The organism is Bradyrhizobium sp. STM 3562, assembly GCF_045571435.1.
Lineage (GTDB): Bacteria > Pseudomonadota > Alphaproteobacteria > Rhizobiales > Xanthobacteraceae > Bradyrhizobium.
In genome coordinates this window covers 7606537-7631113 of record NZ_CP120694.1, presented here as the reverse complement: position 1 = coordinate 7631113, position 24577 = coordinate 7606537, and the positions used below count along the sequence as shown (strand labels likewise).

The window sequence follows — 24577 nt, the reverse complement described above, 5'->3', positions numbered from 1 at the left end:
GTGTAGAGAATCTTGCTCATAGAGCATCACCTTGATTTGGATGAGAAGAAACGAGCTGATTAGGAGAGCGCTGAAGCGACCCATTGCGCCCAGGCGAGGGCGGCACGGTCGTCGCCACGCCGTGCAATGATCTGAATGCCAAGCGGCAGCCCGTTCGGTCCCTTGCCGGCCGGTACGGTCACACAGGGCACGTGCAAGGCGGTCCAGAGCGAGTTGAAGGACGAATCTCCGGTTGAACTGAAACCTTCCGGCGCTTCGCCAGTCGCCGCCGGCGTGATGAGAATGTCGAGTTGGCCCAGCGTCGATGCGAACCGCTCGCGAACCTGCGCGAGGGCTGCAAGGGCCTTGGAATACTGTTCCCATGTCACCGCAAGGCCCGCATCCAATTGCTCGCGCAGCGCCGGGCTGATCTGGTCGCGCGCGTGCGTTAGCTCCCAGCCCAATCCTTGTGCGGCTTCGCGGTTCAAAACGTGCGGAAATGTCTGAAACGCGGAGCCAAAGTCCGATTGAAGCTCGTAGTCGCTGATCAATGCACCAGCACGCGCCAACATCGCGGTCACATTGGTCACCAGGCGTTGGGTTTCGGGCTGCGCCTTGCTCCATGCCGGCGAGCGGCAGACGCCGATACGTGGCGCGTGCTCGGGCCTGAGGTCCGGATTGCCGAGATCCTGTCCTGACATAGCACCGACGTACAGCGCGCAGTCCGCAACGCTGCGCGCGATGATGCCAACCGTGTCCAGCGTTTCGGAGACCACTTTGACGCCGCTACGATTGATCAGCCCGAAGCTCGGCTTGAATCCGACCACGCCGCAATAGGCCGCCGGCTTGATCAAGCTGCCCATCGCTTGAGTGCCGGTGCCGAGCGGAAAGAAGAAATCGGCAACCCCGGCAGCGGAGCCGCTGCTTGAGCCACCTGGCGTATGGCGGAGCGTTTGCGGGTGAGCGGTCGGCCCTGGCGTTCGGATTGCAAACTCGGCGGTGACGGTCTTGCCGATGACAACCGCGCCAGCGTTGCGTGTCAGATTCACTGCCGCAGCGTCTGCCTTCGGGCGCCAGCCCTTCCAGATCGGCGAGCCGTGCTCCGTTGGCATGTCGGCGGTATCGAAAACATCCTTCACGCCGACGGGTATGCCATGAAGCGGACCGGGGCGAGGTTTTACGCCTCGCACCTGCGCCGGATCGATGAAGGCAAAGGCTTGAACCTTGGGTTCGCGCTCGGCAACGCGCGCGAGACAAGCCTCCAGGAGATCGGCGGGTTTGAGTTTGCCGGACCGAATTAGGCGCGAGGCCTCGGTAGCGGTCAGGCGAGCGGCATCCATATCGAAAATGTCCCAAGCAGGTGAAGGCGCCCCGAAACTAGGCCTTGCAATTCAATAAGAAAAATTAATATTTTTGACGCAACTCTTTAATGGAATTGAACTGTGGCCCCTATCAATCTGGATCTCGATGTTCTGCGAACCCTGGTTACCGCACAGGACCTTGGTGGTTTTAACCGTGCTGCCGATCAGATTGGCCGCACGCAGTCGGCGGTCAGCCAGCAAATCCGTCGTCTTGAGGGGCAGCTAGGGCAAGCGCTTTATCGAAAGAATGGACGCGGCGTCGCCTTGACCGAAGCCGGCGATGTGATGCTCGCCTATGCGCGCAAGATGCTCGAACTCAATGACGATGCAGTCGCGGCAGTCCGCGGGGTTGCGGTCGAGGGAACGGTGCGTTTTGGGTTGCCGAGCGACCTTGCGGAAATCTGGCTGTCAACCACCTTGGGCCGCTTCAAGCGCGCGCATCCGACCGTCTTGATCGAAGCAGTGGTCGACCGAAACGCCGTGCTGCTCGAGCACCTCGACAAAGGGCAGCTCGATCTGGTTCTCGCCTTCGGAGGCCAAGATAGAAGCGACGCACATCGGCTTGCCGATTTGCCCATGAAGTGGATCGGGCCAGCGTCACGTCAGGTCTCGCATGAAAGCGGCGAGCCTTTGCCGCTTGTGATGTATGGGCCACCCTGCTTCTTCCGGCAGGCCGGCATTGATGCCCTTGGTAAAGCCGGCATCCCTTGGCGCACCGCTTTCACAAGCCCTAGCCTCCATGGGCTTTGGGCCGCGATCGAAGCGGAGTTGGGAATTACCGTGCGTACGGCTCTTGGCCTTCCGCCCTCGGTTGCTGTTCTCGACGATCGTTCCGGATTGCCGCCGGTGCCAACGATTGCTTTGTGCCTGCACGATGCACGGCGAGAACTCACGCCGGCCGTTCGTCGCTTGAGGGACATCCTTATGGAAACACTCGAGGCTAAATTGGCTGCCGTTCCCGAGCCCCAGCCTTTCATTCAGAAGGAAGCCGAACACGCGCCACGGCTTTACTCCGCCGCTCCGGGCCGCGCCAGAGCAACAAAGCGGACGTAGCCTTCGTCGTGTCACGCCAACTAATTTGTGTGTACACGGCCTAACCGCGCGGTGTCATGCTTTCAGATGGTCCCGCGCCGGTGCACGACGGGCGAATCGGCTCAAGCGAACATTGTGCGAAGTCGCGCAGGACGCCACGTCGAGATGGTCGATGGACTTGCAAAGTTGCCGGCGCAAAAAATCTATTTTCGCGAAGCCGTGCAAGGCGATCCGGCTTGTCCAGTCCTTCGCACAAAAATATTCCTCTTTCGTTTTTTCAGAAATTGCGGTTTCCTGTCGCCATCCCGCCTCGATGCAGAGGGGCGGATCGCGATCGTCACGACACGCGAGGCGGGATGCGGTGGCTGCGATGATGCCGACAGACGAACGGCTGTCGTCGCGGACGGCGAAGTCGGGTGGTCCTGGCGCGCCCATACAGGCGCTAAGTTGGCGACGATGCTGATCCATCGCGCCGATGACGGTGGCAATCAAGCTGGTTCACCGGGGAGAGCCCGAAGTAAGCCGTAAACCACTCGCGCAGGGAAGGCCGGTGTGTATCCGCCTGTACCTGTGGTCACGCGCCCTTTCGCGCAATCTTCTGGCGCGGGGGCCCCGGGTGCAGCGGCCACCCGGCCTTCCCTGCGCCCTCTGTTCTCTGAGGGACGAGGTCGATGCAGAACTCGGACGCCGACAGCGCCGCGAGGATGCGCAGGCGCATCATCTCCTCGTTGTGCCCCGCGCATGCAGCGCATTCAGCATCCCAGAGATGTGAGATGGAATCGAGAAAGCGCAGTGTACTGGACATCCCGCTTTCGCGGGGCGTGACGGCGGTATGTGCCGATCATGTTTCGCCGGCGACGCGTGCAGATGCGTAGGGTGGGCAAAGCGAAGCGTGCCCACCGAGGGGATTCGGTGCGGGACGGTGGGCACGGCGCGAGGGCGCCTTTGCCCATCCTACGCGGCCTAACTTGCCGCTTCCAGCCGCACTTCCGTCAGCAGCCGCATCGCGGCGTCGGCGTCCATCGGCTCGCCGAAGGCGAATCCTTGCGCGTATTCGCAGCCCAATTGGTACAGCTCGACGGCATCGGAATCCGTCTCGGCGCCTTCGGCGACCACGTCCATACCGAGGTCGTGCGCGAGCGCGATGATCGATTTCAAGATCACCGGCCGGGTTCCGCGGGTGGTGGTGCGGACGAAGGACTGGTCGATCTTCAGCGTGTCGAAGGGGAAGCGCTGCAGGTAGGACAGCGAGGAATGGCCGGTGCCGAAATCGTCGATCGACAGTCCGACGCCGAGTTCGCGGATCCGCGACAGCATCTGCGCGGCGTGCTCGGGATTTTCCATCACCAGCGATTCCGTCAGTTCCAGCTTGAGGCTGCCGCGCGCCACCGTCGAGCGCGACAGCACGCTGCGGATGTCGTGGAGCAGATCGTGCCGCAGCAACTGGCGCGAGGAGACGTTCACGGAGGCGAAGATCGGCGCGCGGGCGCGCGTCGCGCGCTGCCAGATCGCGAGCTGACGCGCCGTCTGGTCCATCACGAAGGTGCCGAGATCGACGATCAAGCCGATCTCTTCGGCAATGGTGATGAACTCGATCGGCGACATCCGCCCGAGCTTCGGATGATCCCAGCGCGCCAGCGCTTCGAAGCCCGCGATCGAGCGGTCCTCCAGCCGCACGATCGGCTGGTAGAGAATGCTGATCTCCTGGCGCTCGATGGCGCGGCGCAATTCGCTTTCCAGCGTCAGGCGGTCGGTCTTGCGCGCGCGCATCGCGGGCTTGTAGACGTCGATGCGGTCGCCGCCGATGCGCTTGGAATGATACATCGCCAGTTCGGCGTCCTTGATGATCTCCTCGGAGAGCTGAACTTGCGGATCGGACAGCGCAAGTCCGATCGAGGCGGTGAGAAAAATCTCGCGGTCGTTGAAGGCGATCGGCGCGCGGATGGTCTTGCGGATGGTCTCGGCGAAGGCGGTGATGCGCGGCGGGTCCTGTTCGGAGAGCAGGATCAGGCCGAACTGGTCGCCGGCGAGCCGCGCCAGCGTGTCCTGCGGTTTGAGGATGCGGGTGAGGCGACGCGCCAGCGTGAGCAGGATGGAATCGCCGACCGCGATGCCGACGGAATCGTTGACCTGCTTGAAACGGTCGAGGTCGATCACCATCAACGTCGGCCGCAGGCTCGGCATGGTCTTGGCGAAGTTGGCCACCGCGTTGAGCCGGTCCATGAACAGTTTGCGGTTCGGCAGGCCGGTGAGGTTGTCGTGCACGGAATCGTGCAGCATGCGCTCCTCGGCGTTGCGGATCTCGGTGACGTCGGTGAGCGTGCCGACCACGCGGGAGACCTCACCGTCGGAGCCGACGACGGGGCGCGCCTTCAGCGCGAACCACATGAAATGACCATCGGGCGTGCGCAGGCGGAAATCCTGCACCAGGCGGCCGCGGCGCTGGTCGAGCACGCTATCGAGCGCGGCACGGAAGCGATCCTGATCGAGCGGATGCAGCACCTCCAGCCATTTCGCGGCGGGGCCTTCCAGCGTGCCGCGTTTGAGCCCAAGCAAGTGTTCGGTCTCGGGACTGGTGAAGACCTTGTCCGCGGAGACGTCCCAGTCCCAGATCAAATCGCCCGAGCCGGCCAGTGCCAGCGCGCGCCGCTCGACATCGGAGACGACGCCGGTCGTGGCACCGCCGCCGGCAAAGGCGTGCTGCATGACGGTAAAGCCGATCAGCATCACGATCAGCACCAGGCCGCCGAGCAGAGCGGGGCCGACGATGTCGTTGGTGACGGAGCCGGCGATGGTCATGCCGGCCGCTACCACCCAGACCACCAGCAGGAACCAGGTCGGGATCAACAGCACGGCGCGGTCGAAGCCGTGGGTCGAGAGGTAGACGATCAGGGCAAAGCCGGCGAACGCAATCATCACCAGCGACATGCGGGCAATGCCGGAGGCCACCGCGGGGTCGAACAGCGCGAGCGCAACCAGCGAGCCCAGGAAGACCAGCCAGCCCAGCGTGATGTGGGAATAGCGCACATGCCAGCGGCTGAGGTTGAGATAGGCGAACAGGAACACCAGCAGCGTTGCCGACAGCATCGCTTCGCCGCCTGCGCGCCAGATGCGCTCGGCGTTGTTCGACATGTCGAGCACCTTGCCCCAGAAGCCGAAATCGACGCCGATATAGACCAGCACCGCCCAGGCGAGCGCGGCGGCGGCCGGGAACATGATGCTGCCCTTGACCACGAAGAGGATGGTCAGCACCAGCGCGAGCAGGCCGGAAATACCGATGACGATGCCCTGGTACAGCGTGAAGGAGTTGACCTTGTCCTTGTAGGCCTCGGGCTCCCAGAGATAGAGCTGCGGCAGCTTGTCGGTGCGCAATTCCGCGACAAAGGTGATGACGGCGCCGGGATCGAGCGTGATGCGGAAAACGTCCGCGGTCGGGCTTTCCTGGCGGTCGGGACGGTCGCCGGTCGAGGGCGTGATGGTCGCGATGCGCGACAGGCCGAGGTCGGGCCACAACAGGCCCGAGCCCACCACGCGGTAATGCGGCGCAACGATGAGGCGATCGAGCTGGTCGTCGGTGTTATTGGCAAGCGCGAACACCACCCAGTTCTGGCCGCCTTCACGGGCGCGCACCTCGATGCGGCGAACGATGCCGTCGGTGCCGGGAGCGGTGGAGACCTGGACGCGGTCGGTATCGCTGTGCAGATGTTCCAGAACACCGGTGAGGTCGATCGCGGGCGCGTCACCGCGCACGCTGACCGCGTCAAGTGCACGCGCCGGCGAAGCCGCGACAACAATCATGAGGCCCAGCGCAAACAGCGCAAGGCACCTGATCAGACGCAATGTCAGTTCTCCGCGTTGGACGCTTATGCCGAAGTGCTACTCAAAGCGAAAGACACACCCCCCGCCCGGGGCAAATGCGCTCGTTTGTTGATCGATCATTGCCACGAAAGCGAAACAATTCAAAGGGCTTCCGGAGCTGTTGGCCGCTGCGGCTGCTCAGGCAAGCAACACAATTTTGCCAACATGTTCGGAGGTCTCCATGCGCCGATGCGCATCGGCCGCATTTTGCAGCGGAAAGGTGCTGTCGATGACGGGCTTTATGCGCCCCTGATGCAGGAACGTCATCACCTTGGCCTCGATCGCGGCGACCATCGCGGCCTTATCCGCGTTACTACGGGGACGCAGCGTCGAGCCGGTGTGGGTGAGCCGCTTCACCATCAGCCTGGTGAAGTTGACGGTCGCTTTCGGCGAACCGAGGAAGGCGATCTGGACGATGCGGCCATCGACGGCGGCGGCTTCATAGTTGCGTTCGATGTACTCGCCGCCGACCATGTCGAGAATGACATTGGCGCCGGCGCCGGACGTCGCCGCTTTCACCGCGGCGACAAAATCCTCCGTCTTGTAATTGATCGCGCGGTCGGCGCCGAGCTTCAGGCAGGCATCGGCTTTGTCCTGCGAGCCGACGGTGACGATGACCTTCGATCCCCATGCCTTGGCGAGCTGGATCGCCATGGTGCCGATGCCGGAGGAGCCGCCATGAACCAGCAGGGTTTCGCCCGGCTTCAGCGCGCCGCGCTCGAACACGTTGTGCCAGACCGTCATCAGCGTTTCCGGCGTGGCGCCAGCTTCGGTGATGGAGTACGAGGACGGCACGCTCATCGCCTGAGCGTCCTGCGCGATGCAATATTGTGCGTAGCCGCCGCCGGCGACCAGCGACATCACCTTGTCGCCGAGCTTGTGCTTCTTCGCGTTGCTGCCGATCGCGACCACTTCGCCCGCCACTTCCAGGCCGGGCAGGTCGGATGCGCCGGGCGGCGGCGGATAGGAGCCGGCGCGTTGCGAGACATCGGGGCGGTTGACGCCGGCGGCCTCGACCTTGATCAGGATCTCGTCGGGTCCGGGCTGCGGCACGGGGCGCGTTTCCGGAACGAGCACCTCCGGACCGCCCGGCTTGGAGATGGCGACGACGGTCATTTGCGCAGGCAGCTTTTCCATGATTTGTCCTAAGGAAGCGCTTGGTAGAATTTGAGGCAACTCTGATTAACCAGCCCCATCTGTGCTGGCAACCGGTTCGGATCGGGCAGCATTGTTGAGGGAGGACGTCAATGGCCATCGAGGACGACGATCGACCACGGAAAAAGGTCACCCACGAGATCGGTCAGGACCTGTCGCTCCTGTCGGTCGAGGAACTGAGCGAGCGCATCGCGCTGTTGACTGCCGAAATCGAACGGCTGCGCGAAGCGTTGACCAAGAAGCGCGCCTCCCGCGACGCCGCCAACAGCATTTTCAAATCTTAGGGATCGCGCGTCGCGGAAAGCGGCCGCGCAGCTTGGGTCAATCTGTGAGGCGGTGCAGCAAGTCGGTCATTGGCCGACATGGCTAATGCTCTTTAAAAAAATCCGTTCGTTTACGAACGATTAAGCTTTCGGGTTTATGACTGAGACCGTCCTCGTTTGGACACCGAGTGGCTCCTGTCCACTCTGTTTGACGCCTCCCTGTTATCAACTTCATAAGCCGCCGTTCTCGGCGGCTTTTTTTTGTCTCACACAGTTCCGCCCGAAATCTGTGTCAAATCCGCGCTCCCGCCGCGCCGCCGCGACCGACAGCTTGGAAACCATAAATTCCCTTGCCGCTGGACTCTTCACGGCACCCGAGCAATGATTTGTTCATCATAAGCCGGCGCGTGAAGCTGGCGTGAACTGTTGCGTAAGAGGCGTTAACCATGTCGGAGCGTTCGCAAGGCGATACCCATCTGGTTCAGTTCAGCGAGCGGCTCACCAATTCGGCGGCCTTTGGCAGCCTGTTCCGCGAAGGAATGGACTTGGTCGAGGAGACCGCGGCCTATCTCGACGGCGTCGGCCGCGCTGAGGCCAAGGCGCTGGACCGCGCCGTCAGCCTCACCTATGCGACCGAAAGCATGCGGCTGACCACCCGCCTGATGCAACTCGCCTCCTGGCTGTTGCTGCATCGCGCGGTGAAGGAAGGCGAAATGACGCTGAGCCAGGCCAACCGCGAGAAGACCAAGGTCAAGCTGTCCGCCGCCGATCCCGGCCCGGCCGACATGATCGAAAAGCTGCCGGCGCAATTGCAGGACCTGATCACGCGTTCGATGGACCTGCAGGCGCGCGTGCGGCGGCTCGACAGCAGCATTCACGCACCGCCGCCCGATCGCACCGCGATCGGTAATCCGCTCGTGCCGCAGCTCAATGCGCTGAAGGCCGCGTTCGAGCGGTAATTCCAGACATGGGCTCCATCATTCCGGGGCGCGCCAAAGCGCGAACCCGGGACCTCGAGATTCTCAGACCTGCGATTGCACGTCAGAGTTCGGAGTGACGGAGCGAAAAACAAAAACGCCCCCGACGAGAGGGCGTTTCTTACGCGTCCGGACCGGCTCGAGAGACCGATCAATCCTTTTTGAGAAAGCCCGAAAATTTCTTCTGGAACCGGGAGACACGGCCGCCGCGATCGAGAATCTGCTGGGCGCCGCCGACCCAGGCCGGATGCGACTTGGGGTCGATATCGAGATGCAGCTTGTCGCCTTCCTTGCCCCAGGTGGAGCGGGTCTGGTACTCGGTGCCATCGGTCATAACGACCGTAATTGTATGATAATTCGGATGAATTTCGGCTTTCATGGCATGTCCTAACGGCGCCGTGGCGCCAGGCTTTGGGCTTGAGATTTCGCGGATTTGGCCGGGTCTATAGCCCATGAAACCCGTCAAAACAAGTCGACGACCTTCGTATCTTCCCGGATTTGCCAGCCCGCGCCGCGGGGCCTATGTGGGCGGGATAAGAAGTCTGAACGGGTTGATCTCATGAGCGCAGCGGAGCGGCTGGACGAGGGGCGGGAGGGGCTTGCGCCTCAGCCGGAGCAGGCGGTTAAGGAAGCGCTGAGCATCGATGATGCGTCACCGGGCCGCCGCTCGAAGCTTCGCCCGTTGCTGGCGCTCTCGCCCTATGTCGCGCGCTACCGCGGCCGTGCCGTTCTCGCCTTGATCGCACTGACCATTGCCGCCATCACCACCCTAATCGTGCCGGTCGCGGTGCGGCGCCTGATCGATTTCGGCTTCACGCCGAAAGGCATCGCGCTGATCAACAGCTATTTCAGCGTGATGATCGCCGTGGTCGCGGTGCTCGCGCTGGCCAGCGCCGCGCGCTACTACCTTGTCATGACCATCGGCGAACGCATCGTCGCCGATTTGCGCCGCGACGTGTTCGCTCATCTCATTTCGCTCTCACCATCCTTCTTCGATTCCGCGCGGTCCGGCGAACTGATCTCGCGCCTGACCGCCGACACCACACAAATCAAATCGGCGGCCGGCGCGTCCGTCTCGATCGCGCTGCGCAATCTCCTGCTGTTTCTCGGCGCCGCCACCATGATGGTGGTGACGAGCCCGCGGCTGTCGGGCTTCGTGCTGCTGGCGATCCCGCTGATCGTGCTGCCGCTGGTCGCGTTCGGACGCTGGGTGCGGCGGCTGTCGCGCAACGCCCAGGATACGCTTGCGGAGGCCAGCGCCTACGCTTCGGAGCTGGTCGGCGCAATCCGCACCGTGCAGGCCTATACCGGCGAGAAGCTGGCGACGACGCGCTTCGGCAAGGAAGTGGAGCAGGCCTATGAGGCCGCGCGCGTCTCGACCCAGGCCCGCGCGGTGCTGACCGCCATCATCATCTTCATCGTCTTTACCAGCGTCGTGGCGATCCTCTGGGTTGGATCGCACGACGTTCTGACCGGCGCGATCACGCCCGGAAGGCTCAGCCAGTTCGTGCTGTACGCGGCGTTCGCGGCGGCGGGTCTCGGCCAGCTCAGCGAAGTCTGGGGCGAGGTTTCCGCTGCATCGGGTGCCGCGGAACGGCTGTTCGAAATCCTGCGCGTGAGGCCGGAGATTGCCGCGCCCGGCGCTCCGCGCGCGCTGCCGGCACCCTCGCGCGGCGACGTCGCTTTCGACAATGTCAGCTTTGCCTACGCGGCGCGGCCGGACCTGCCCGCGGTCGATCACGTCTCCTTCTCGGTACGTGCCGGCGAGAAAGTCGCGATCGTCGGCCCCTCCGGCGCCGGCAAGAGCACGTTGTTTCATCTGTTGCTGCGGTTTTACGACCCCGCCTCGGGCACGATTTCCTTCGACGGCGTGCCGATCAAATCCGCCGATCCGCAAGCCTTCCGCAGTCATGTCGCGCTGGTGCCGCAGGAGTCGGTGGTGTTCGCGGCGAGCGCACGTGAAAACATCCGCTTCGGCCGCCCCGAGGCAAGCGATGCCGAAGTCGAGCGCGCCGCCGACCTTGCGCATGCGACCGAGTTCATTCGCCGCTTGCCGGCGGGCCTTGACGCCCAGCTTGGCGAGCGCGGCGTGACCCTGTCAGGCGGTCAACGCCAACGCATCGCGATCGCGCGCGCGATCCTGCGCGACGCGCCGCTGTTATTGCTGGACGAGGCGACCTCGTCGCTCGATGCCGAAAGCGAGACGCTGGTGCAGACGGCTTTGGAAGAACTGATGCGCCATCGCACCACACTGGTGATCGCGCACCGTTTGGCCACGGTGCTGTCCTGCGATCGTATTCTGGTGATGGAGCACGGCCGTATCGTCGAGCAGGGCACCCATGCCTCGCTGGTCGCGGCGAACGGGCTCTATGCACGGCTCGCGCGGCTGCAGTTCGAGGCGGCGTAGTCGGCCCACGTTTGCGGTCGTCGCCCGGCAACAGGTCGGCGCGAAGCGCCGCCCCGTTGGCCGGGCATGACCACGGAGTGCGGGACAGCCGTTACGCCTTCCACGCCATCTTCAGCACCGGCCGGCCCGAGGTCGGATTCACGTCATCGCCGGCATGCACAAAGCCGTTGCGCTCGTAGAAGCGGATGGCGCGGGCATTGTCCTTGTTCACGAGCAGTGTGATACCGCTCGGCGACAGTCGCTTGGCTTCATCCACCAATTGCCGCGCGACATCGGAGCCCCAGCGTTCGGGCGCGGCCACGAGCTGATCCAGATAGCCGCTCTTGTCGATGGTCACGAAGCCGACCAACGCGCCCGCCTCTTCCGCGACAATGATCGCCGCTTGCGGCACCAGCTCAGTGCGCCAGCGTTCGCGCCACCACGCAAGCCGCGCGGCAAAGTCGATCGACGGATAGGCCCGCTGCCACGTCCGCTCCCACAACGCGATCGCGGCCTCTTCATCATCGGCGCGATAGTGGCGAAGGTGAACGGTCGTGCTCACCGTTCCGTCAGCTTCAGTTCGATGCGACGATTGCGGCGATAGGCATCCTCGTTGTTGCCGGGATCGAGCGGCTGATACTCGGCAAAACCGGCCGCAACCAGATGCTGCGGCGAAACGCCCAGGGAGATCAGGTACTGCACCACCGAAATGGCGCGCGCCGACGACAACTCCCAGTTCGACTTGAAGATGGGGCTGTTGATCGGCCGCATGTCGGTATGGCCGTCGACGCGCAGCACCCAGGCGATCTCGCTCGGAATCTGCTTGTCGAGATCCTTCAGCGCATCGGCGACCTTGTCGAGCTCGGCTCGGCCTTCAGGCAAGAGCGTCGCCTGTCCGGTATCGAAGAAGACCTCCGACTGGAACACGAAGCGGTCGCCGACGACGCGAATATCCGGACGATTGCCGAGAATCGCCCGCAGCCGTCCGAAGAATTCCGAGCGGTAGCGCGACAGTTCCTGCACCCGCTGCGCCAGCGCCACGTTCAGACGCTGGCCGAGATCGGCGATCTTGGTCTGGGATTCCTTGTCGCGCTTCTCGGAGGTCTTCGAGCGCCGCCAGTTGCCGGCGCAGCGCGCTGATCTGCTGGTTCAAGACCTCGATCTGCGCCATCGCTCGCGCCGAGACCTGTTTTTCCGATTCCAGCGCCTTGTTCAGCTCGGTCGCCCGGCCCTCGGCGCTGTTGCCGGCATTGGCCAGGCCCTCATAGAGGCCTTTGACGCGGTCGCGCTCGGCCTCCGCCGACGCAAGACCGGCCTTGAGCTGCGTGATCTCGTCGCTGAGATTGAGCTTGCCGAGCTTCTCCAATGACAACGCCTCGCTCAATTGCGCGATCTTGGCATTGAGCTCGTCCAGCGCCTTGTCCTTGCCGGTGACTTCCTGCGAGAGGAAGAACTGCACGACCAGGAACACCGACAGCAGGAACACGACCGACAGCACCAGCGTCGACAGCGCATCGACAAAGCCGGGCCAGTAATTGAAACCGCTTTCGCGTCGGGCACGCGCAAGTGCCATTGGTCTCTCTCCGGTCTGTACGCGAGCGCGCAGAACCTCTCCCTATGTATCTCCCTACGCATGGGAGAGGGCGCGCGCTCCCGCGTTTATGGCGCGTATTAACTCTTCTCGGGCTGACGGGCGAGCCGTTCCAGCAGCCGTTTGATCTCGCGGTTCTGCTCGCCCTGGCCGTCGGCCCATTCGCGGATCATCTGTTGTTCGGTCCGCATATGTGCAACCAGTCCCTGAATGGCTTCGGCCAGATTCGCCATCGCCGCCGTGGTATGGCGAGCGCCGCCTTCTTCGACGGCGCTGCGCAGCCGGTCCAGTGCACCGGCGATGTCGCCGCCAGGTGCCGCCCCATCGCTGCCATATTGGCGCACGGTGGTGGCAAGCCAATCCTCGAGATCGGTGTAGAACCGGTTTTGCGCCTGGCTTGATTGCAGGTCGAGAAAGCCGAGGATGAGCGAGCCGGCAAGGCCGAACAGCGAGGACGAGAACGAAATTCCCATGCCGCCGAGCGGCGCGGCCAGACCCTGTTTCAGCGTGTCGAACAGCGCGCCGGCCTCACCGCCGACTTTCAGCCCGTCGATCACCTTGCCGACCGAGGTGACGGTCTCGATCAGGCCCCAGAACGTGCCGAGCAGGCCCAGGAATATCAGCAACCCCGTCATGTAGCGGGAAATGTCCCGCGCCTCATCAAGCCGGGTGGCGATGGAGTCGAGCAGATGCCGCATGGTCTGCTGCGAGATGGTGATCCGTCCCGTGCGCTCACCGCCCCCGCCCAGGATCGCCGCCATCGGCGCGAGCAGTCTCGGATGGCGGTCCATTGCGAGCCCAGGGTCGGCGATCCGGAAATTATTGACCCAGGCGACCTCCGGATAGAGCCGGATCACCTGGCGGAACGACAGGATGATGCCGATCAGAAGGACGATGCAGATCAGGGCGTTCAGGCTCGGATTGGCAAAAAAAGCGTCCCTGATCTGCCGGTAGAGCACGACCGCGATCAGCGCGCACAGCACCAGGAACACCAGCATGCGCACCAGGAAGATCCGCGGCGACGACAATTTGTTCAGTTCGATCTCCATGGCGGAGCGGGAGGAGGAGCCGGCAGGCATTCTGGTATCCGTGACAGGGATCGCGTCTGGGATCTCACTATGGCACAGCGGCGCCGGGAAGAAAGCTGCGATCGCCCGATTTCCAGTGCACGCCGGCCAGCGTGGCCAAGCGGACACGCCGCCTCTCTTTCGCTGGCCCTCGTTCTGCCCAGCGCTCATCGGCGCGCATCGAGCATGCGGTGGCCTCGGCCGGCGGTCGCCCCTTGGCTCGCGGAAGGCATGTCGATCCCGGCGGAAACAATTCAGCGTGCGTCTCTGACGATGCCAAGCGAGCCATGTGTCGCCGCTGAGCACGCCTCAACTCGCACCTGGTTCCGCCCGGGTGGAACTTTTCTCACAATCCCGTGAGGCCGCGAAAAGTTTCGATAGTTCAGGGCACTAGTGCAAGTGTGACATTGCGTCCGTGTGGCAATGCGCCGCCGCCGCGGTGCATTGCGGCGCAATAAGCGATTTTCCTATTTTTGTGACACTCAAATCGAAGGGCGCGCCGTCAGGTCCGCATTCTTTCGCCATTCATCATGTCACCATTGGGGGCAAACGTTTTAATGTCGTCTTTTCGCGTGCCATCGCTTGGCATCGTCCTGGTCCTGGCCGCTCTCGCACCGTCTCTCGCCGGATGTGACGAGTCCAATTCCGCGACGGCGGCGGCCGAACCGCCACAGCCGGAGGTCAGCGTCGTCACCGTCAAGCCGCAGGCGCGCGCCATCATCAGCGAACTGCCGGGACGCATTGCGCCGATGCGTGTGGCCGAGGTTCGTCCGCGCGTCTCTGGCATCGTGGTTGAGCGGCTGTTCCATCAGGGCAGCGAGGTCAAGGCCGGCGATCCGCTCTACCGGATCGATCCGAAACCCTTCGAAATCGAAGTGCAATCGAACGAGGCGGCGCTCGCCAAAGCCGAGGCCGTGCTGCGTCAGGCCGCGCAGCAGGCGCGGCGCATCAGCCTTCTGACCAGCCAGCGCGCAGCGCCCGAAGTGGAGAACGAGAAGGCGATCGCTGCCGAGCGCCAGGCCGAGGCCGACGTGGAAGCCCGCAAGGCCGATCTCGCCCGCGCCAAGCTCAATCTCGACTATGCCACCGTGCGCGCACCCATCCGCGGCGTGGTCGGCGCTGCGCTGGTCACCGAGGGCGCGCTGGTCATTCAGAACGAGACCAATCTGGTTACCGTCCAGCAGCTCGATCCGATCTACGCCGATTTCACGCAATCGGTGACGCAACTGCAGCAGTTGCGGCGGGCTTTTGAGGCCGGCGATCTCGAGCGTATCGCACCCGATGCCGCAAAGGTTCGCCTCGCGTTCGATGACGATACGCTCTATCCGGCTGACGGCAAATTGCTGTTTTCGGATGCCCGGGTCGATGTCCATACCGGCCAGGTGACGCTGCGCGGCGAGTTTCCCAACCCGAAGCGCGAATTGCTGCCGGGCATGTATGTCCGTGTCCGCATCGAGCAGGGCATCGACAGCGACGCCATCGCCGTCCCAGAGCAGGCCGTCCAGCGCAATGGCGGGGGTGGCAGCGAGGTGTTCGTAATCAAGGATGACAACCGCGTGGCCGTGCAACCCGTCCGTACCGGCTCGGTGCAGGACGGCCAATGGTTCGTCACCGAGGGTCTGAAGGCCGGCGACCGCGTCGTGGTCGAAGGGTTTCAGAAATTCGCAGCCGGCGACAAAGTCAATCCGCAGATCTGGACCGAGGCGGCCGATGCGGACACGTCTCGCCAGCAGACAATGAACGTGCTCAGGTAACGTCGGATGCCGAGCTTCTTTATCGACCGACCCATCTTCGCCTGGGTCGTTGCGCTGTTCATCTGCCTCATCGGCGCGATCGCGATCCCGCTGTTGCCGGTGGCGCAATATCCGATCATTGCACCGCCTTCGATCTCCATTTCGACCAGCTATCCCGGCGCATCGCCGGAGAATCTCTACAACAGCGTGACGCGGCTGATCGAGGAGGAGCTCAACGGCGCCTCCGGCATCATGAATTTCGAATCGACCAGCGATTCGCTCGGGCAGGTCGAGATCACCGCCAATTTCATGCCCGGCACCGATACCAGCGCCGCCTCGGTCGAGGTGCAGAACCGCATCAAGCGCGTCGAGGCGCGGCTTCCCCGGGCGGTGATGCAGCAGGGCATCCTCATCGAGGAGGCGTCGAGCGCGGTGCTGCAGATCATTACCCTGTCGTCGACCGACGGCAGCCTGGATGAAGTCGGACTCGGCGACTTCATGATCCGCAACGTCCTCGGTGAAATCCGTCGCATTCCGGGCGTCGGTCGCGCCACGCTTTATTCGACCGAGCGCTCGCTCCGCATCTGGCTCGATCCCGACAAGCTCGTGGGTTATGGTCTGACCGCCGACGATGTGACCAAGGCAATCAGCGCGCAGAACGCGCAGGTCGCCTCCGGCAGTATCGGCGCCGAGCCGAGCACGTCCGAGCAGCGGATATCGGTTCTGGTGCTGGTCAAGGGTCAGCTCTCCTCGCCCGACGAGTTCGGCGCGATCACGCTGCGCGTCAATCCGGATGGCTCATCCGTGCGTCTGCGCGATGTGGCACGGATCGAGATTGGCGGCTTGAGCTATCAGTTCAACACCCGCCTCAACGGCAAACCCACGGCCGGCCTTTCGGTGCTGCTGTCGCCGACCGGTAACGCACTCGCGACGGCCAGCGCGGTCGAGGCTAAGATGAAGGAGCTGTCGCGCTTCTTCCCCGCCAACATCAGCTATGAAATCCCTTACAACATCACCCCGGTCGTAAAGGCTTCGATCGAGAAGGTGATCTCGACGCTGGTCGAAGCCGTGGTCCTTGTGTTCATCGTGATGTTCTTGTTCCTGCAGAACATCCGTTACACCATCATCCCGACCATCGTCGTGCCGGTTGCGCTGCTCGGGGCGTCCGCGACGCTGCTGCTCGCGGGCTACTCCATCAACATGCTGACCATGTTCGCCATGGTGCTCGCGGTCGGCATCCTGGTCGACGACGCCATCGTCGTCGTGGAAAACGTCGAACGCATCATGGCCGAGGAGGGATTGCCGCCGAAGGAGGCCACGCGCAAGGCGATGTCGCAGATCACGGGCGCCATCATCGGCATCACGCTGGTGCTGATGGCGGTGTTCGTGCCGATGGCGTTCTTCGGCGGCTCGGTCGGCATCATCTATCGCCAGTTCTCGGTGACCATGGTCGCTGCGATCGGCTTTTCCGCGCTGCTCGCGATGTCGCTGACGCCCGCGCTCTGCGCGACGCTGTTAAAGCCGGTCGAGGCCGGCCACGGACACACCCCCAAGAAGGGCGTGTTCGGCTGGTTCAACCGCTTGCTGGACGGGGGCAGGGCCGGCTATGCGGGCGTGGTTCGCGGGACCTTGAGGCGCACCGGGCGGCTGATGCTCATCTATGCCGCGCTGCTCGTCGGTCTCGGCTTTGCCTTCGTGCGCATGCCCGGCGGCTTCCTTCCGGTCGACGATCAGGGGTTCATCACGACCGACGTGCAGACGCCGTCCGATTCCTCTTACGCGCGGACCGAAGCCGTCGTCGAGAAGGTCGAAAAATACCTGGCGCAACGTCCGGGCGTGGAGAATGTGACGTTTCTGACCGGCTTCAGCTTCTCCGGCCAGGGCATGAACACGGCGCAGGCCTTCATCTCGCTGAAGGATTGGTCGGAACGCCCGGAGAAGGACTCCGCAGCCGCGATCGTCGCCGACATCAACCGCGATCTGGCGTCGGTGCGCGATGCCAAAATCTCCGCGCTGCAGCCGCCGCCGATCGACAATCTCGGCAACTCCTCGGGTTTCAGCTTCCGCTTGCAGGACCGTGGGCAAAAGGGGATTCCGGCACTGATGAGCGCCGCCGATCAACTGGTTGCGGAAGCCAACGCCAGCTCCGTCCTGCAGAAGGTCTATATCGAGGGCTTGCCTTCGGCGCCGCAGGTCAATCTCGTCATCGATCGCGAAAAGGCCGGTGCGTTCGGCGTCAGCTTCGAGGAAATCAACAATACCATTTCGACCAATCTCGGCTCGACCTACGTCAACGATTTTCCCAATCGCGGGCGAATGCAGCGCGTTGTGGTGCAGGCCGATCGCAACAGCCGCATGAATCCCGAGGAGATCCTGACCTACAACGTCAGGAACGATCGCGGACAGCTCGTGCCCTTCTCGGCCTTCGCCTCGATCGAGTGGACGAAAGGCCCGACGCAGATTGCAGGCTTCAACTACTATCCCGCGATCCGCATCAGCGGCGAGGCGAGGCCTGGATATACCTCGGGCGATGCGATCGCCGAGATGGAAAGGCTGGCCGACAGGCTGCCGCGCGGTTTCGGCTACGAATGGACGGGACAATCGCTGCAGGAAAAACTCTCTGGCTCGCAGGCGCCGCTGCTGCTGGGGCTGTCGGTCCTGGTCGTGTTCCTGTGCCTGGCCGCGCTCTACGAAAGCTGGACCATTCCGCTCGCGGTGCTGTTGACGGTGCCACTCGGCGTCTGTGGCGCGGTGGTGGCGGCGACGATGCGCGGGCTGCCGAACGACGTCTATTTCACGGTCGGATTGATCACGATCATCGGTCTGGCGGCCAAGGATGCCATCCTGATCATCGAGTTCGCCAAGGATTTGCGCGCGCAAGGCAAGCCGCTGATCGAGGCGACGGTGGAGGCCGCGAGCCTGCGCTTCCGCCCCATTCTGATGACCGGATTTGCTTTCGTCTTCGGCGTGCTGCCGATGGTGATCGCACATGGCGCAGGCGGCGCCAGCCAGCAGGCGCTCGGCACCAGCGTCATGGGCGGCATGGTCGCGGTGGTGATCCTCGCGCTGCTGATGGTGCCGGTGTTCTTCGTCTCGGTGCAACGCGTGCTCGGGCGCGACCGGGAGGATGTAAAGGGAGCCACCATCAAGCAAGTCGGCTACAGCGTGGCGGAGCCGCAGAAGCCATGAACTTGTGGTTCGAAGGGAGCGGCTTGCTCGACGACGGATGCGTGCAGTTCTTCGTCGCGACCTGAGGCTTCAGCGCGCTCCCAATCTATAATTGTCGGCAAAAACAGAAGGCCCCCGGTTGATCGCCGAGGGCCTCGATTGCGCTTGCGGGAACCTTATTGCGACCGCCTCGCTTCTCTGACGTGTTCGATGAACATGAAGTACGTGGGCACCGCGACCATCAGCAAACCCACAGCGAATGCGACTCCTTCAACCAACATCTACGATCTTTTCCTTTCACTCATCGGGCTAGGGACACCCTCTGAGCGTTCCTCTGGTCTGGATATAGGACGCGGCGCGAGATTTTGCGAATTCTGCCGTCGGCTTCGCCCGGCTTAAATTCGCGTAAGGCCGGAACAGCGAACAACTGGGGAACGTTCGCATAAATGGCAAATCAAGCAACGGAGGTTGGCATGATCAAAATTGTGGGCGCAGTCGTGCTCGCGCTGGCCATTGCAGCGCCGCCTGCCTTGGCGCGCACAATGAGTTCGAACATCACGATCCCGAGCGCGCAGAACTCCGGCGTTGGAATTCACGCGCTGGCCGGAACTGAAGGCGGTCCGGCCGCGCAGCTCGGAACGATCGGGTCGGCTGCGGCACCGAGCCGCTACAGCATGTCGCTTGCGGAGCAGGACGCCTCTCGCATCCCGGGACTGCCGGGAACGGAGGCGGGTCCATCGGTGCTCAAGCTGCCGTCGCATCTGGGTTGATGCAGGCGAACCTGGGCTGCCCGAGCCGATGTCCTCGGGCGGTTCGGGTCCTGTGACTTTGGTTGGAAGAGGCGCTTTTCGAAGGCGCTATTTCGCCGCTGCTTTAAGGATCTTCAACAGCTCGCCGTGGACATATTCGTTGCCGCAAACGACGTGACCGGTCGTTACCGCGTTGTCATGGCCGTCGATGCCTGAAATCGTGCCGCCGGCCTCGCGGATGAGGATCTGGCCCGCGGCGATGTCCCAGGGCGAAAGGTCGCGCTCCCAGAACCCGTCGAGGCGGCCCGCGGCGACGAAGGCGAGATCGAGCGCGGCGGCACCGAAACGGCGCAGCCCCGCCACCTTGTTCTGGATCGCCTCCATCTCGGCGCGGAACAGCGCGTGATCGCCGCGTCCGATATGCGGCAGGCCGCAGCCGATCACGCATTCGTTGAGGTTGCGGCGGCCGGCGACGCGCAGCCGCTGGTCGTTGAGAAAGGCGCCCTTGCCGCGCTCGGCGATGTAGAGCTCGTCATTGGCGGGGTTGTAGACCACGCCCGCGATGATGGTTTCATCGCGCTTCAGTCCGATCGAGATCGCGAACTGCGGAATGCCGTGCAGGAAATTGGTGGTGCCGTCGAGCGGGTCGACGATCCAGGTGTGGGTCTTGTCGGTGCCCTCGCGCGTGCCGCCTTCCTCGCCGAGGAAGCCGTAACCGGGACGCGCCTTCGAAAGGTCGGTGTAGAGCATCTCTTCGGCGCGCTTGTCGGCGAGCGAGACGAAATTGGCCGGGCCCTTCAGCGACACCTGCAAATGTTCGATCTCGCCAAGATCGCGCTTGAGGCTGCGGCCGGCGCGGAGCGCGGCTTTCACCATGACGTTGATGAGGGCTGAATGCTGCATGAGGCGAGACTTGATTTCTGCGCGCCGAAGGCGCTTGCGGGACAATGAGACGGACTGTGGGTGCCCTGCTCAGAGCATAACGTCAAGGTGGCTCATTTGGTGCCGAGCCAGCGCTTGGCCGCATTGTCGACCTTGGCGCGGTCCTCCGGGCTGAGCTGTGCATAGGCCTCGTCCAGATAAAGGTCGCCCTTACCGGCGGTTTTCGCGATCAGGTGCCATTTCAGCCCCTCGACCTTGTCCATTGGCGTGCCACCCATACCGTCGACCAACACGCGCGCGAGGCGATTTTGCGCGATCGGGCTGCCTTGACGGGCCGCCTTCTTGAGCAGCGCCACGGCCGCCGTGGGGTTCTTGGGCGTGCCGGTGCCGTTGAACAGCGCGATGGCATATTCGACCTCGGCATCGACATTGTCGGCGACCGAGGCTGCCTGCAAGAGCCGCACCGCCTTGTCCATGTCCTTCGGGACCCCGGTGCCCTCCTTGTAGAAGGTCGCCAGCGCGTATTGCGCCTCCGGATTGCCGGCATCCGCCGCCATCCTGAGCAGCTCCGCGGAACGCTTGACGTCCTGCGGCAATGTCTGCCCGTCGAGATACAAGAGCGCCAGATTATAGGCCGCCTTCGGCTCACCGAGCTTGGCCGAGGAAGCCAGCAGCCTCACCGCTTCCTGCTTGTCGACCGGGCCGCCGCGCCCGGCGATCCGCATCATGGCGAGCGCGAACATCGCTTCGCGATCGCCGAGATCGCTTGCTCGCTTGTACCATCCGACCGCCTTGGCATCGTCGTGCTTGATGCCCAGAGCGTTGGCGTAGAGCTCGCCCAGCATGGTCATCGCCTTGGCGTCGCCGGCCTGGGCGCGCGTGGTCGCAAGATCGAAGGCGGTCTTGTACATGCCGCGCTGATAGGCGCCGTAGACCAGATCGACGTTGGGATCGTCAGGCACGGGTGTCGGGTTTGCCGCCGCCGTTGGAGCGGCCGGCGTTCCGGGCTTGTCCTGCGCCGTGGCCGCTGCCGGCTTGTTGATTGCATGCGGCTTCGTCTTCGGCTGCGCCGCGGGCTTGGTGGCGGGAGGCTGGGCTGCAGGCGGGGGCGGCGAAACTTGCGCCGCGGTGCTCGTTGCCAGGAGCAGCGAGGCGGCGAGGATCAATATCGAATGCGGCGTGTTCATTTTTTCGCGAGAGCTACCCCTGCGCCGCCTTGGCATTTTTCGCGGCCGTCGCATAGGCCTGTTGCATGCTCTCTGCGACATCGGCGAGCGCCGCTGCCGGGCCACGCCGATCGGCCCAGATCAGATCATCGACCAGCACGAAATCGGCGCCGGCTATCACGAATTCGGAGACGTCCTCGCGGCTCGCCGCATAGCCGATGCAGGGCGGCTCGAACAGCTCGGCCCACCAGGCGAGACGCTCCGCGATCGCCTGCGGTGAGGGCCGCTGGCCCTCCGCATCCACCTCGCCGAACAGCACGTAGTCGGCGCCGAGCTCGCCTGCGGTCATGGAGTCGTGACGTGTGGCAAGCCCGCCCACGCCCGCGATCCGGTCGGGCTTCAGGCTGGGGAGGGCTTCCTCCAGCGCGGCGATGCCGGTCAGATGCGCGCCGTCGGCGCCGCCGCGGGCGACCAGTTCGACCATGCCGTCAAGCAGCAGCGCCGCGCCGGCCCCCTGCACCACCGGCGCGATCGCCTTGATGCGCGAAATCATGCCGCGCGGGTCGGTCTGTTTGAGCCGCAGCAGCACCGCCGCGATGTCGGCAGCCGCAAATAGCGCCGGCAGGCCTGCGATCAGGCTTGCCGGATCGTCGACGACCGGCGTCGCGAGATAGAGCCGCGGCGCCGGTCGGGGCGGAACGGGTTTGGCCAATTCTACGCCGCCTTCTTTTCCAGCGAGGTCGCCCACTCGCCCTTGCTCGCTAGCGCATTCATGTGCGCGCGATGGGTGAAGGCGCGCTGGCCTGCCGGCACATTCTCCGGTCTACCCGACCACGCCTTTTGCGGCGCCGCCTGCAGCGCCCGGCCATAGGAGAAGGTCAGCGGCCACGGCAGATGGCCGAGCCGGTTCATCGCATTCAGATGGGCGGTGGCTTCCTCGTCGGATTGCCCGCCCGACAGGAAGGCGATGCCGGGCACGGCCGCCGGCACGCATTCCTTGAGCAGCCGCACGGTCTTTTCGGCGACTTCCTCGACGGAGGCCTGTTTGGGGCACTTCTTGCCAGAGACGGCCATATTGGGTTTCAGCACCATGCCTTCCAGCTCCACGCGCTGAACGCGCAGCTCGCGGAATGTCGTGTTGAGGACGTGCTGCGTGACGTCATAACAACGATCGATGTCATGATCGCCGTCCATCAGCACTTCAGGCTCGACGATCGGAACGATCTGCGCGGCCTGGCACAGCGCCGCGTAGCGCGCCAGCGCATGCGCGTTGACGTGGATCGCGGTAGCCGAGGGGATGTCGCGGCCAGCGATGTCGATCACGGCACGCCATTTGGCGAAGCGCGCGCCGCGCTCGTAATATTTCTTCAGGCGCTCGGCAAGCTTGTCGAGGCCCACCGTGACCAGTTCGCCGGGGCAGGCCGGCAAGCCCTGCGTGCCCTCGTCGACCTTGATGCCGGGGACGGCGCCGGCCTGCTCGATCAGCTTGATCAGCGGCGTCCCGTCCTTGGCATTTTGCCAGATCGTCTCGTCGTAGAGGATGACGCCCGAGATGTATTTGCTCATCGCCTCCGTCGAGCGGAACAGCATTTCGCGATAGTCGCGGCGGTTTTCCTCGGTTGATTCGACCTTGATGGCGTCGAAACGCTTCTTGATCGTTCCCGAGGACTCGTCGGCGGCCAGTATGCCCTTGCCCGGCGTGACCATGGCAAGCGCGACCTTGTTGAGTTCGCTGAGGTTCATTGCACTCCTCCGGGGCACGGAGCTTTGGGGGCAAAACTCCGTCTTTTCACGCGTTTCCTCGCGCAAGCCCTACAACCGACCCGGCTAGCGCAAAGCCGGGCTGGTTCCAAGCGGCCTGCACTTGCCCGTCAAAATAGACGGTTCTCGGGCAGGGGCGGAAGAGAATGTTGGTCGCAGGGAGGCCCGGCTAAGGCCCGGAAGGTTCCGGGGCCACCGGGGAAGCCGCAATTTCCGTCGTCCCGGCCAAGCCAAGCGCAGAGCCGGGACCCATAGTCCCAGCGGACAGTCGTCGCGAAGGTTCTAACCCCGAATCTTCGCCACAACATCCGCCTGTGGTCATGGGTCCTGGCTCTGCGGCCGGGACGACATCGTGGCGGGAGATCAGGCCACCTTCGGGTCGAGTTCGCCCTTGGCGTAGCGCTTGGCCATCTCGGCCGGCGTCAGCACCTTCTTGATCTTGCTGGCCTGGCCTGCGGTGTTGAACTCCTGCAGCCGCTGCTTGCAGAGTTTGGCCATCGCCTCCATCGCCGGCTTCAAATATTTGCGCGGATCGAACTCCTCCGGGTGCTCCTTCAGCACCTTGCGGATCTGGCCGGTCATGGCCATGCGGTTGTCGGTGTCGATATTGATCTTGCGCACGCCGTTCTTGATGCCGCGCTGAATCTCGGCCACCGGCACGCCCCAGGTCGGCTTCATCTTGCCGCCATTGGCGTTGATGATCTCCTGCAGGTCCTGCGGTACCGAGGACGAGCCGTGCATCACCAGATGCGTGTTCGGCAGCTTGCGGTGGATCTCCTCGATCACATGCATCGCAAGAATGTCGCCGTCGGGCTTGCGGGTGAACTTGTAGGCGCCGTGCGAGGTGCCCATCGCGATCGCCAGCGCGTCGACCTTGGTCTCCCTCACGAATTTGACGGCCTCGTCCGGATTGGTGAGCAACTGATCGTGCGACAGCTTGCCCTCGGCGCCGTGGCCGTCTTCCTTGTCGCCCATGCCGGTTTCAAGCGAGCCCAGCACGCCCAATTCGCCTTCGACGGAAATGCCGCCGAGATGGGCCATGTCGGTGACCTTCCTGGTGACGCCGACATTGTAGTCCCAGTCACCCGGCGTCTTGCCGTCGGCTTTCAGCGAGCCGTCCATCATGACCGAGGTGAAGCCGGCCTGGATCGCGGTCATGCACGTCGCGGGTTCGTTGCCGTGATCGAGATGGACGCAGACCGGGATCTGCGGATAGATCTCGGTGAGGGCATCCATCATGTGACGCAACATCACGTCATTGGCGTAAGCGCGCGCGCCGCGCGAGGCCTGGATGATGACAGGCGCATCCAGCGAGGAAGCAGCCTCCATGATGGCCAGCGCCTGCTCCATATTATTGATGTTGAAGGCCGGCACGCCGTAGTCGTGTTCCGCCGCGTGATCGAGCAATTGACGCAACGTAATGCGTGCCATGTGTCTTCTTCCTCCGCT

General features: G+C 63.7%; 20 protein-coding genes and 1 pseudogene. 7 read left to right on the top strand and 14 right to left on the bottom strand.

All coding sequences use genetic code 11. The features are described 5' to 3' along the window. Positions 1-59 precede the first annotated feature (59 nt). Positions 60-1319, bottom strand: a complete 1260-nt coding sequence (locus tag P6U23_RS35320) for an amidase (protein ID WP_407176910.1) — start codon at positions 1317-1319, stop codon at positions 60-62. A 102-nt stretch (positions 1320-1421) separates the two neighbouring features. Between P6U23_RS35320 and P6U23_RS35315 the strand changes: the two genes are divergently transcribed. Then, the gene (locus tag P6U23_RS35315) at positions 1422-2393 is read left to right on the top strand and encodes a LysR substrate-binding domain-containing protein (protein ID WP_407176909.1); all 972 of its coding nucleotides are present in this window, start codon (positions 1422-1424) and stop codon (positions 2391-2393) included. A gap of 54 nt (positions 2394-2447) precedes the next feature. Here P6U23_RS35315 and P6U23_RS35310 read toward each other — a convergent pair whose 3' ends face one another. The 4 genes from P6U23_RS35310 to P6U23_RS35295 form a co-directional block, all read right to left on the bottom strand. Continuing rightward, the gene (locus P6U23_RS35310; RefSeq protein ID WP_407176908.1) at positions 2448-2864 is read right to left on the bottom strand and encodes a hypothetical protein; all 417 of its coding nucleotides are present in this window, start codon (positions 2862-2864) and stop codon (positions 2448-2450) included. 82 nt (positions 2865-2946) lie between these two features. Then, the gene (locus P6U23_RS35305; protein WP_407176907.1) at positions 2947-3177 is read right to left on the bottom strand and encodes a hypothetical protein; all 231 of its coding nucleotides are present in this window, start codon (positions 3175-3177) and stop codon (positions 2947-2949) included. Positions 3178-3335: 158 nt separating this feature from the next. After that, positions 3336-6212, bottom strand: coding sequence for an EAL domain-containing protein (locus P6U23_RS35300; RefSeq protein ID WP_407176906.1), 2877 nt, complete (start codon positions 6210-6212; stop codon positions 3336-3338). A 156-nt stretch (positions 6213-6368) separates the two neighbouring features. Continuing rightward, positions 6369-7367, bottom strand: coding sequence for an NAD(P)H-quinone oxidoreductase (locus tag P6U23_RS35295; protein ID WP_407176905.1), 999 nt, complete (start codon positions 7365-7367; stop codon positions 6369-6371). 110 nt (positions 7368-7477) lie between these two features. Between P6U23_RS35295 and P6U23_RS35290 the strand changes: the two genes are divergently transcribed. Both P6U23_RS35290 and P6U23_RS35285 read left to right on the top strand, forming a co-directional pair. Continuing rightward, entirely contained in the window at positions 7478-7669 is a 192-nt protein-coding gene (locus P6U23_RS35290; RefSeq protein ID WP_407176904.1) for a DUF1192 domain-containing protein, read from the top strand. 425 nt (positions 7670-8094) lie between these two features. Next, positions 8095-8607, top strand: coding sequence for a DUF1465 family protein (locus P6U23_RS35285; protein WP_407176903.1), 513 nt, complete (start codon positions 8095-8097; stop codon positions 8605-8607). A gap of 169 nt (positions 8608-8776) precedes the next feature. Here P6U23_RS35285 and rpmE read toward each other — a convergent pair whose 3' ends face one another. Beyond that, positions 8777-9004, bottom strand: coding sequence for a 50S ribosomal protein L31 (gene rpmE, locus P6U23_RS35280; RefSeq protein WP_024507732.1), 228 nt, complete (start codon positions 9002-9004; stop codon positions 8777-8779). Positions 9005-9184: 180 nt separating this feature from the next. Here rpmE and P6U23_RS35275 point away from each other — a divergent pair, with 180 nt between their 5' ends. Next, positions 9185-11032, top strand: a complete 1848-nt coding sequence (locus P6U23_RS35275) for an ABC transporter transmembrane domain-containing protein (protein ID WP_407176902.1) — start codon at positions 9185-9187, stop codon at positions 11030-11032. A gap of 91 nt (positions 11033-11123) precedes the next feature. Here P6U23_RS35275 and P6U23_RS35270 read toward each other — a convergent pair whose 3' ends face one another. The 3 genes and pseudogenes from P6U23_RS35270 to P6U23_RS35260 all read right to left on the bottom strand — a co-directional run bounded on the left by P6U23_RS35270 (position 11124) and on the right by P6U23_RS35260 (position 13681). Then, on the bottom strand, positions 11124-11573 hold the full coding sequence (locus P6U23_RS35270; protein WP_407176901.1) for a GNAT family N-acetyltransferase: 450 nt from the start codon (positions 11571-11573) through the stop codon (positions 11124-11126). Next, a pseudogene (locus P6U23_RS35265) lies at positions 11570-12584 on the bottom strand (peptidoglycan -binding protein). Before P6U23_RS35265 ends, P6U23_RS35270 begins: the two are co-directional and overlap by 4 nt. Before the next feature lie 98 nt (positions 12585-12682). Then, positions 12683-13681 carry a flagellar motor protein MotA gene (locus P6U23_RS35260; protein WP_407176900.1) on the bottom strand — a complete coding sequence of 333 codons (999 nt, stop codon included), beginning with the start codon at positions 13679-13681 and terminating at the stop codon, positions 12683-12685. Positions 13682-14226: 545 nt separating this feature from the next. Here P6U23_RS35260 and P6U23_RS35255 point away from each other — a divergent pair. The 3 genes from P6U23_RS35255 (at position 14227) to P6U23_RS35245 (ending at position 19340) form a co-directional block, all read left to right on the top strand. Next, the gene (locus tag P6U23_RS35255) at positions 14227-15423 is read left to right on the top strand and encodes an efflux RND transporter periplasmic adaptor subunit (RefSeq protein WP_407176899.1); all 1197 of its coding nucleotides are present in this window, start codon (positions 14227-14229) and stop codon (positions 15421-15423) included. A 6-nt stretch (positions 15424-15429) separates the two neighbouring features. Further along, positions 15430-18591: a multidrug efflux RND transporter permease subunit gene (locus P6U23_RS35250; RefSeq protein WP_407176898.1), complete on the top strand. Its 3162-nt coding sequence runs from the start codon at positions 15430-15432 to the stop codon at positions 18589-18591. Between the two features lie 452 nt (positions 18592-19043). Continuing rightward, positions 19044-19340, top strand: a complete 297-nt coding sequence (locus tag P6U23_RS35245; protein WP_407176897.1) for a hypothetical protein — start codon at positions 19044-19046, stop codon at positions 19338-19340. An 87-nt stretch (positions 19341-19427) separates the two neighbouring features. Here the strand turns inward: P6U23_RS35245 and P6U23_RS35240 are convergent, their stop codons facing one another. The 5 genes from P6U23_RS35240 to fba all read right to left on the bottom strand — a co-directional run bounded on the left by P6U23_RS35240 (position 19428) and on the right by fba (position 24559). Next, positions 19428-20222 (bottom strand): inositol monophosphatase family protein, encoded by a 795-nt coding sequence (locus P6U23_RS35240; protein ID WP_407176896.1) that lies wholly within the window; start codon positions 20220-20222, stop codon positions 19428-19430. 92 nt (positions 20223-20314) lie between these two features. Next, positions 20315-21388: a tetratricopeptide repeat protein gene (locus tag P6U23_RS35235; RefSeq protein WP_407176895.1), complete on the bottom strand. Its 1074-nt coding sequence runs from the start codon at positions 21386-21388 to the stop codon at positions 20315-20317. 13 nt (positions 21389-21401) lie between these two features. After that, entirely contained in the window at positions 21402-22079 is a 678-nt protein-coding gene (locus P6U23_RS35230; protein WP_407176894.1) for a thiamine phosphate synthase, read from the bottom strand. Positions 22080-22081: 2 nt separating this feature from the next. Next, positions 22082-23110 carry a class I fructose-bisphosphate aldolase gene (locus P6U23_RS35225; protein WP_407176893.1) on the bottom strand — a complete coding sequence of 343 codons (1029 nt, stop codon included), beginning with the start codon at positions 23108-23110 and terminating at the stop codon, positions 22082-22084. 381 nt (positions 23111-23491) lie between these two features. Next, positions 23492-24559 carry a class II fructose-bisphosphate aldolase gene (gene fba, locus P6U23_RS35220; protein WP_407176892.1) on the bottom strand — a complete coding sequence of 356 codons (1068 nt, stop codon included), beginning with the start codon at positions 24557-24559 and terminating at the stop codon, positions 23492-23494. Positions 24560-24577 lie beyond the last annotated feature (18 nt).

Excerpts from the sequence above, each read along its gene's own strand:
- P6U23_RS35320 (WP_407176910.1), bottom strand. The coding sequence starts at position 1,319 with ATGGATGCCGCTCGCCTGACCGCTACCGAGGCCTCGCGCCTAATTCGG.
- P6U23_RS35305 (WP_407176907.1), bottom strand. The coding sequence starts at position 3,177 with ATGTCCAGTACACTGCGCTTTCTCGATTCCATCTCACATCTCTGGGAT.
- P6U23_RS35295 (WP_407176905.1), bottom strand. The coding sequence starts at position 7,367 with ATGGAAAAGCTGCCTGCGCAAATGACCGTCGTCGCCATCTCCAAGCCG.
- P6U23_RS35290 (WP_407176904.1), top strand. The coding sequence starts at position 7,478 with ATGGCCATCGAGGACGACGATCGACCACGGAAAAAGGTCACCCACGAG.
- P6U23_RS35285 (WP_407176903.1), top strand. The coding sequence starts at position 8,095 with ATGTCGGAGCGTTCGCAAGGCGATACCCATCTGGTTCAGTTCAGCGAG.
- rpmE (WP_024507732.1), bottom strand. The coding sequence starts at position 9,004 with ATGAAAGCCGAAATTCATCCGAATTATCATACAATTACGGTCGTTATG.
- P6U23_RS35275 (WP_407176902.1), top strand. The coding sequence starts at position 9,185 with ATGAGCGCAGCGGAGCGGCTGGACGAGGGGCGGGAGGGGCTTGCGCCT.
- P6U23_RS35260 (WP_407176900.1), bottom strand. The coding sequence starts at position 13,681 with ATGCCTGCCGGCTCCTCCTCCCGCTCCGCCATGGAGATCGAACTGAAC.
- P6U23_RS35255 (WP_407176899.1), top strand. The coding sequence starts at position 14,227 with ATGTCGTCTTTTCGCGTGCCATCGCTTGGCATCGTCCTGGTCCTGGCC.
- P6U23_RS35250 (WP_407176898.1), top strand. The coding sequence starts at position 15,430 with ATGCCGAGCTTCTTTATCGACCGACCCATCTTCGCCTGGGTCGTTGCG.
- P6U23_RS35245 (WP_407176897.1), top strand. The coding sequence starts at position 19,044 with ATGATCAAAATTGTGGGCGCAGTCGTGCTCGCGCTGGCCATTGCAGCG.
- P6U23_RS35240 (WP_407176896.1), bottom strand. The coding sequence starts at position 20,222 with ATGCAGCATTCAGCCCTCATCAACGTCATGGTGAAAGCCGCGCTCCGC.
- P6U23_RS35235 (WP_407176895.1), bottom strand. The coding sequence starts at position 21,388 with ATGAACACGCCGCATTCGATATTGATCCTCGCCGCCTCGCTGCTCCTG.
- P6U23_RS35225 (WP_407176893.1), bottom strand. The coding sequence starts at position 23,110 with ATGAACCTCAGCGAACTCAACAAGGTCGCGCTTGCCATGGTCACGCCG.
- fba (WP_407176892.1), bottom strand. The coding sequence starts at position 24,559 with ATGGCACGCATTACGTTGCGTCAATTGCTCGATCACGCGGCGGAACAC.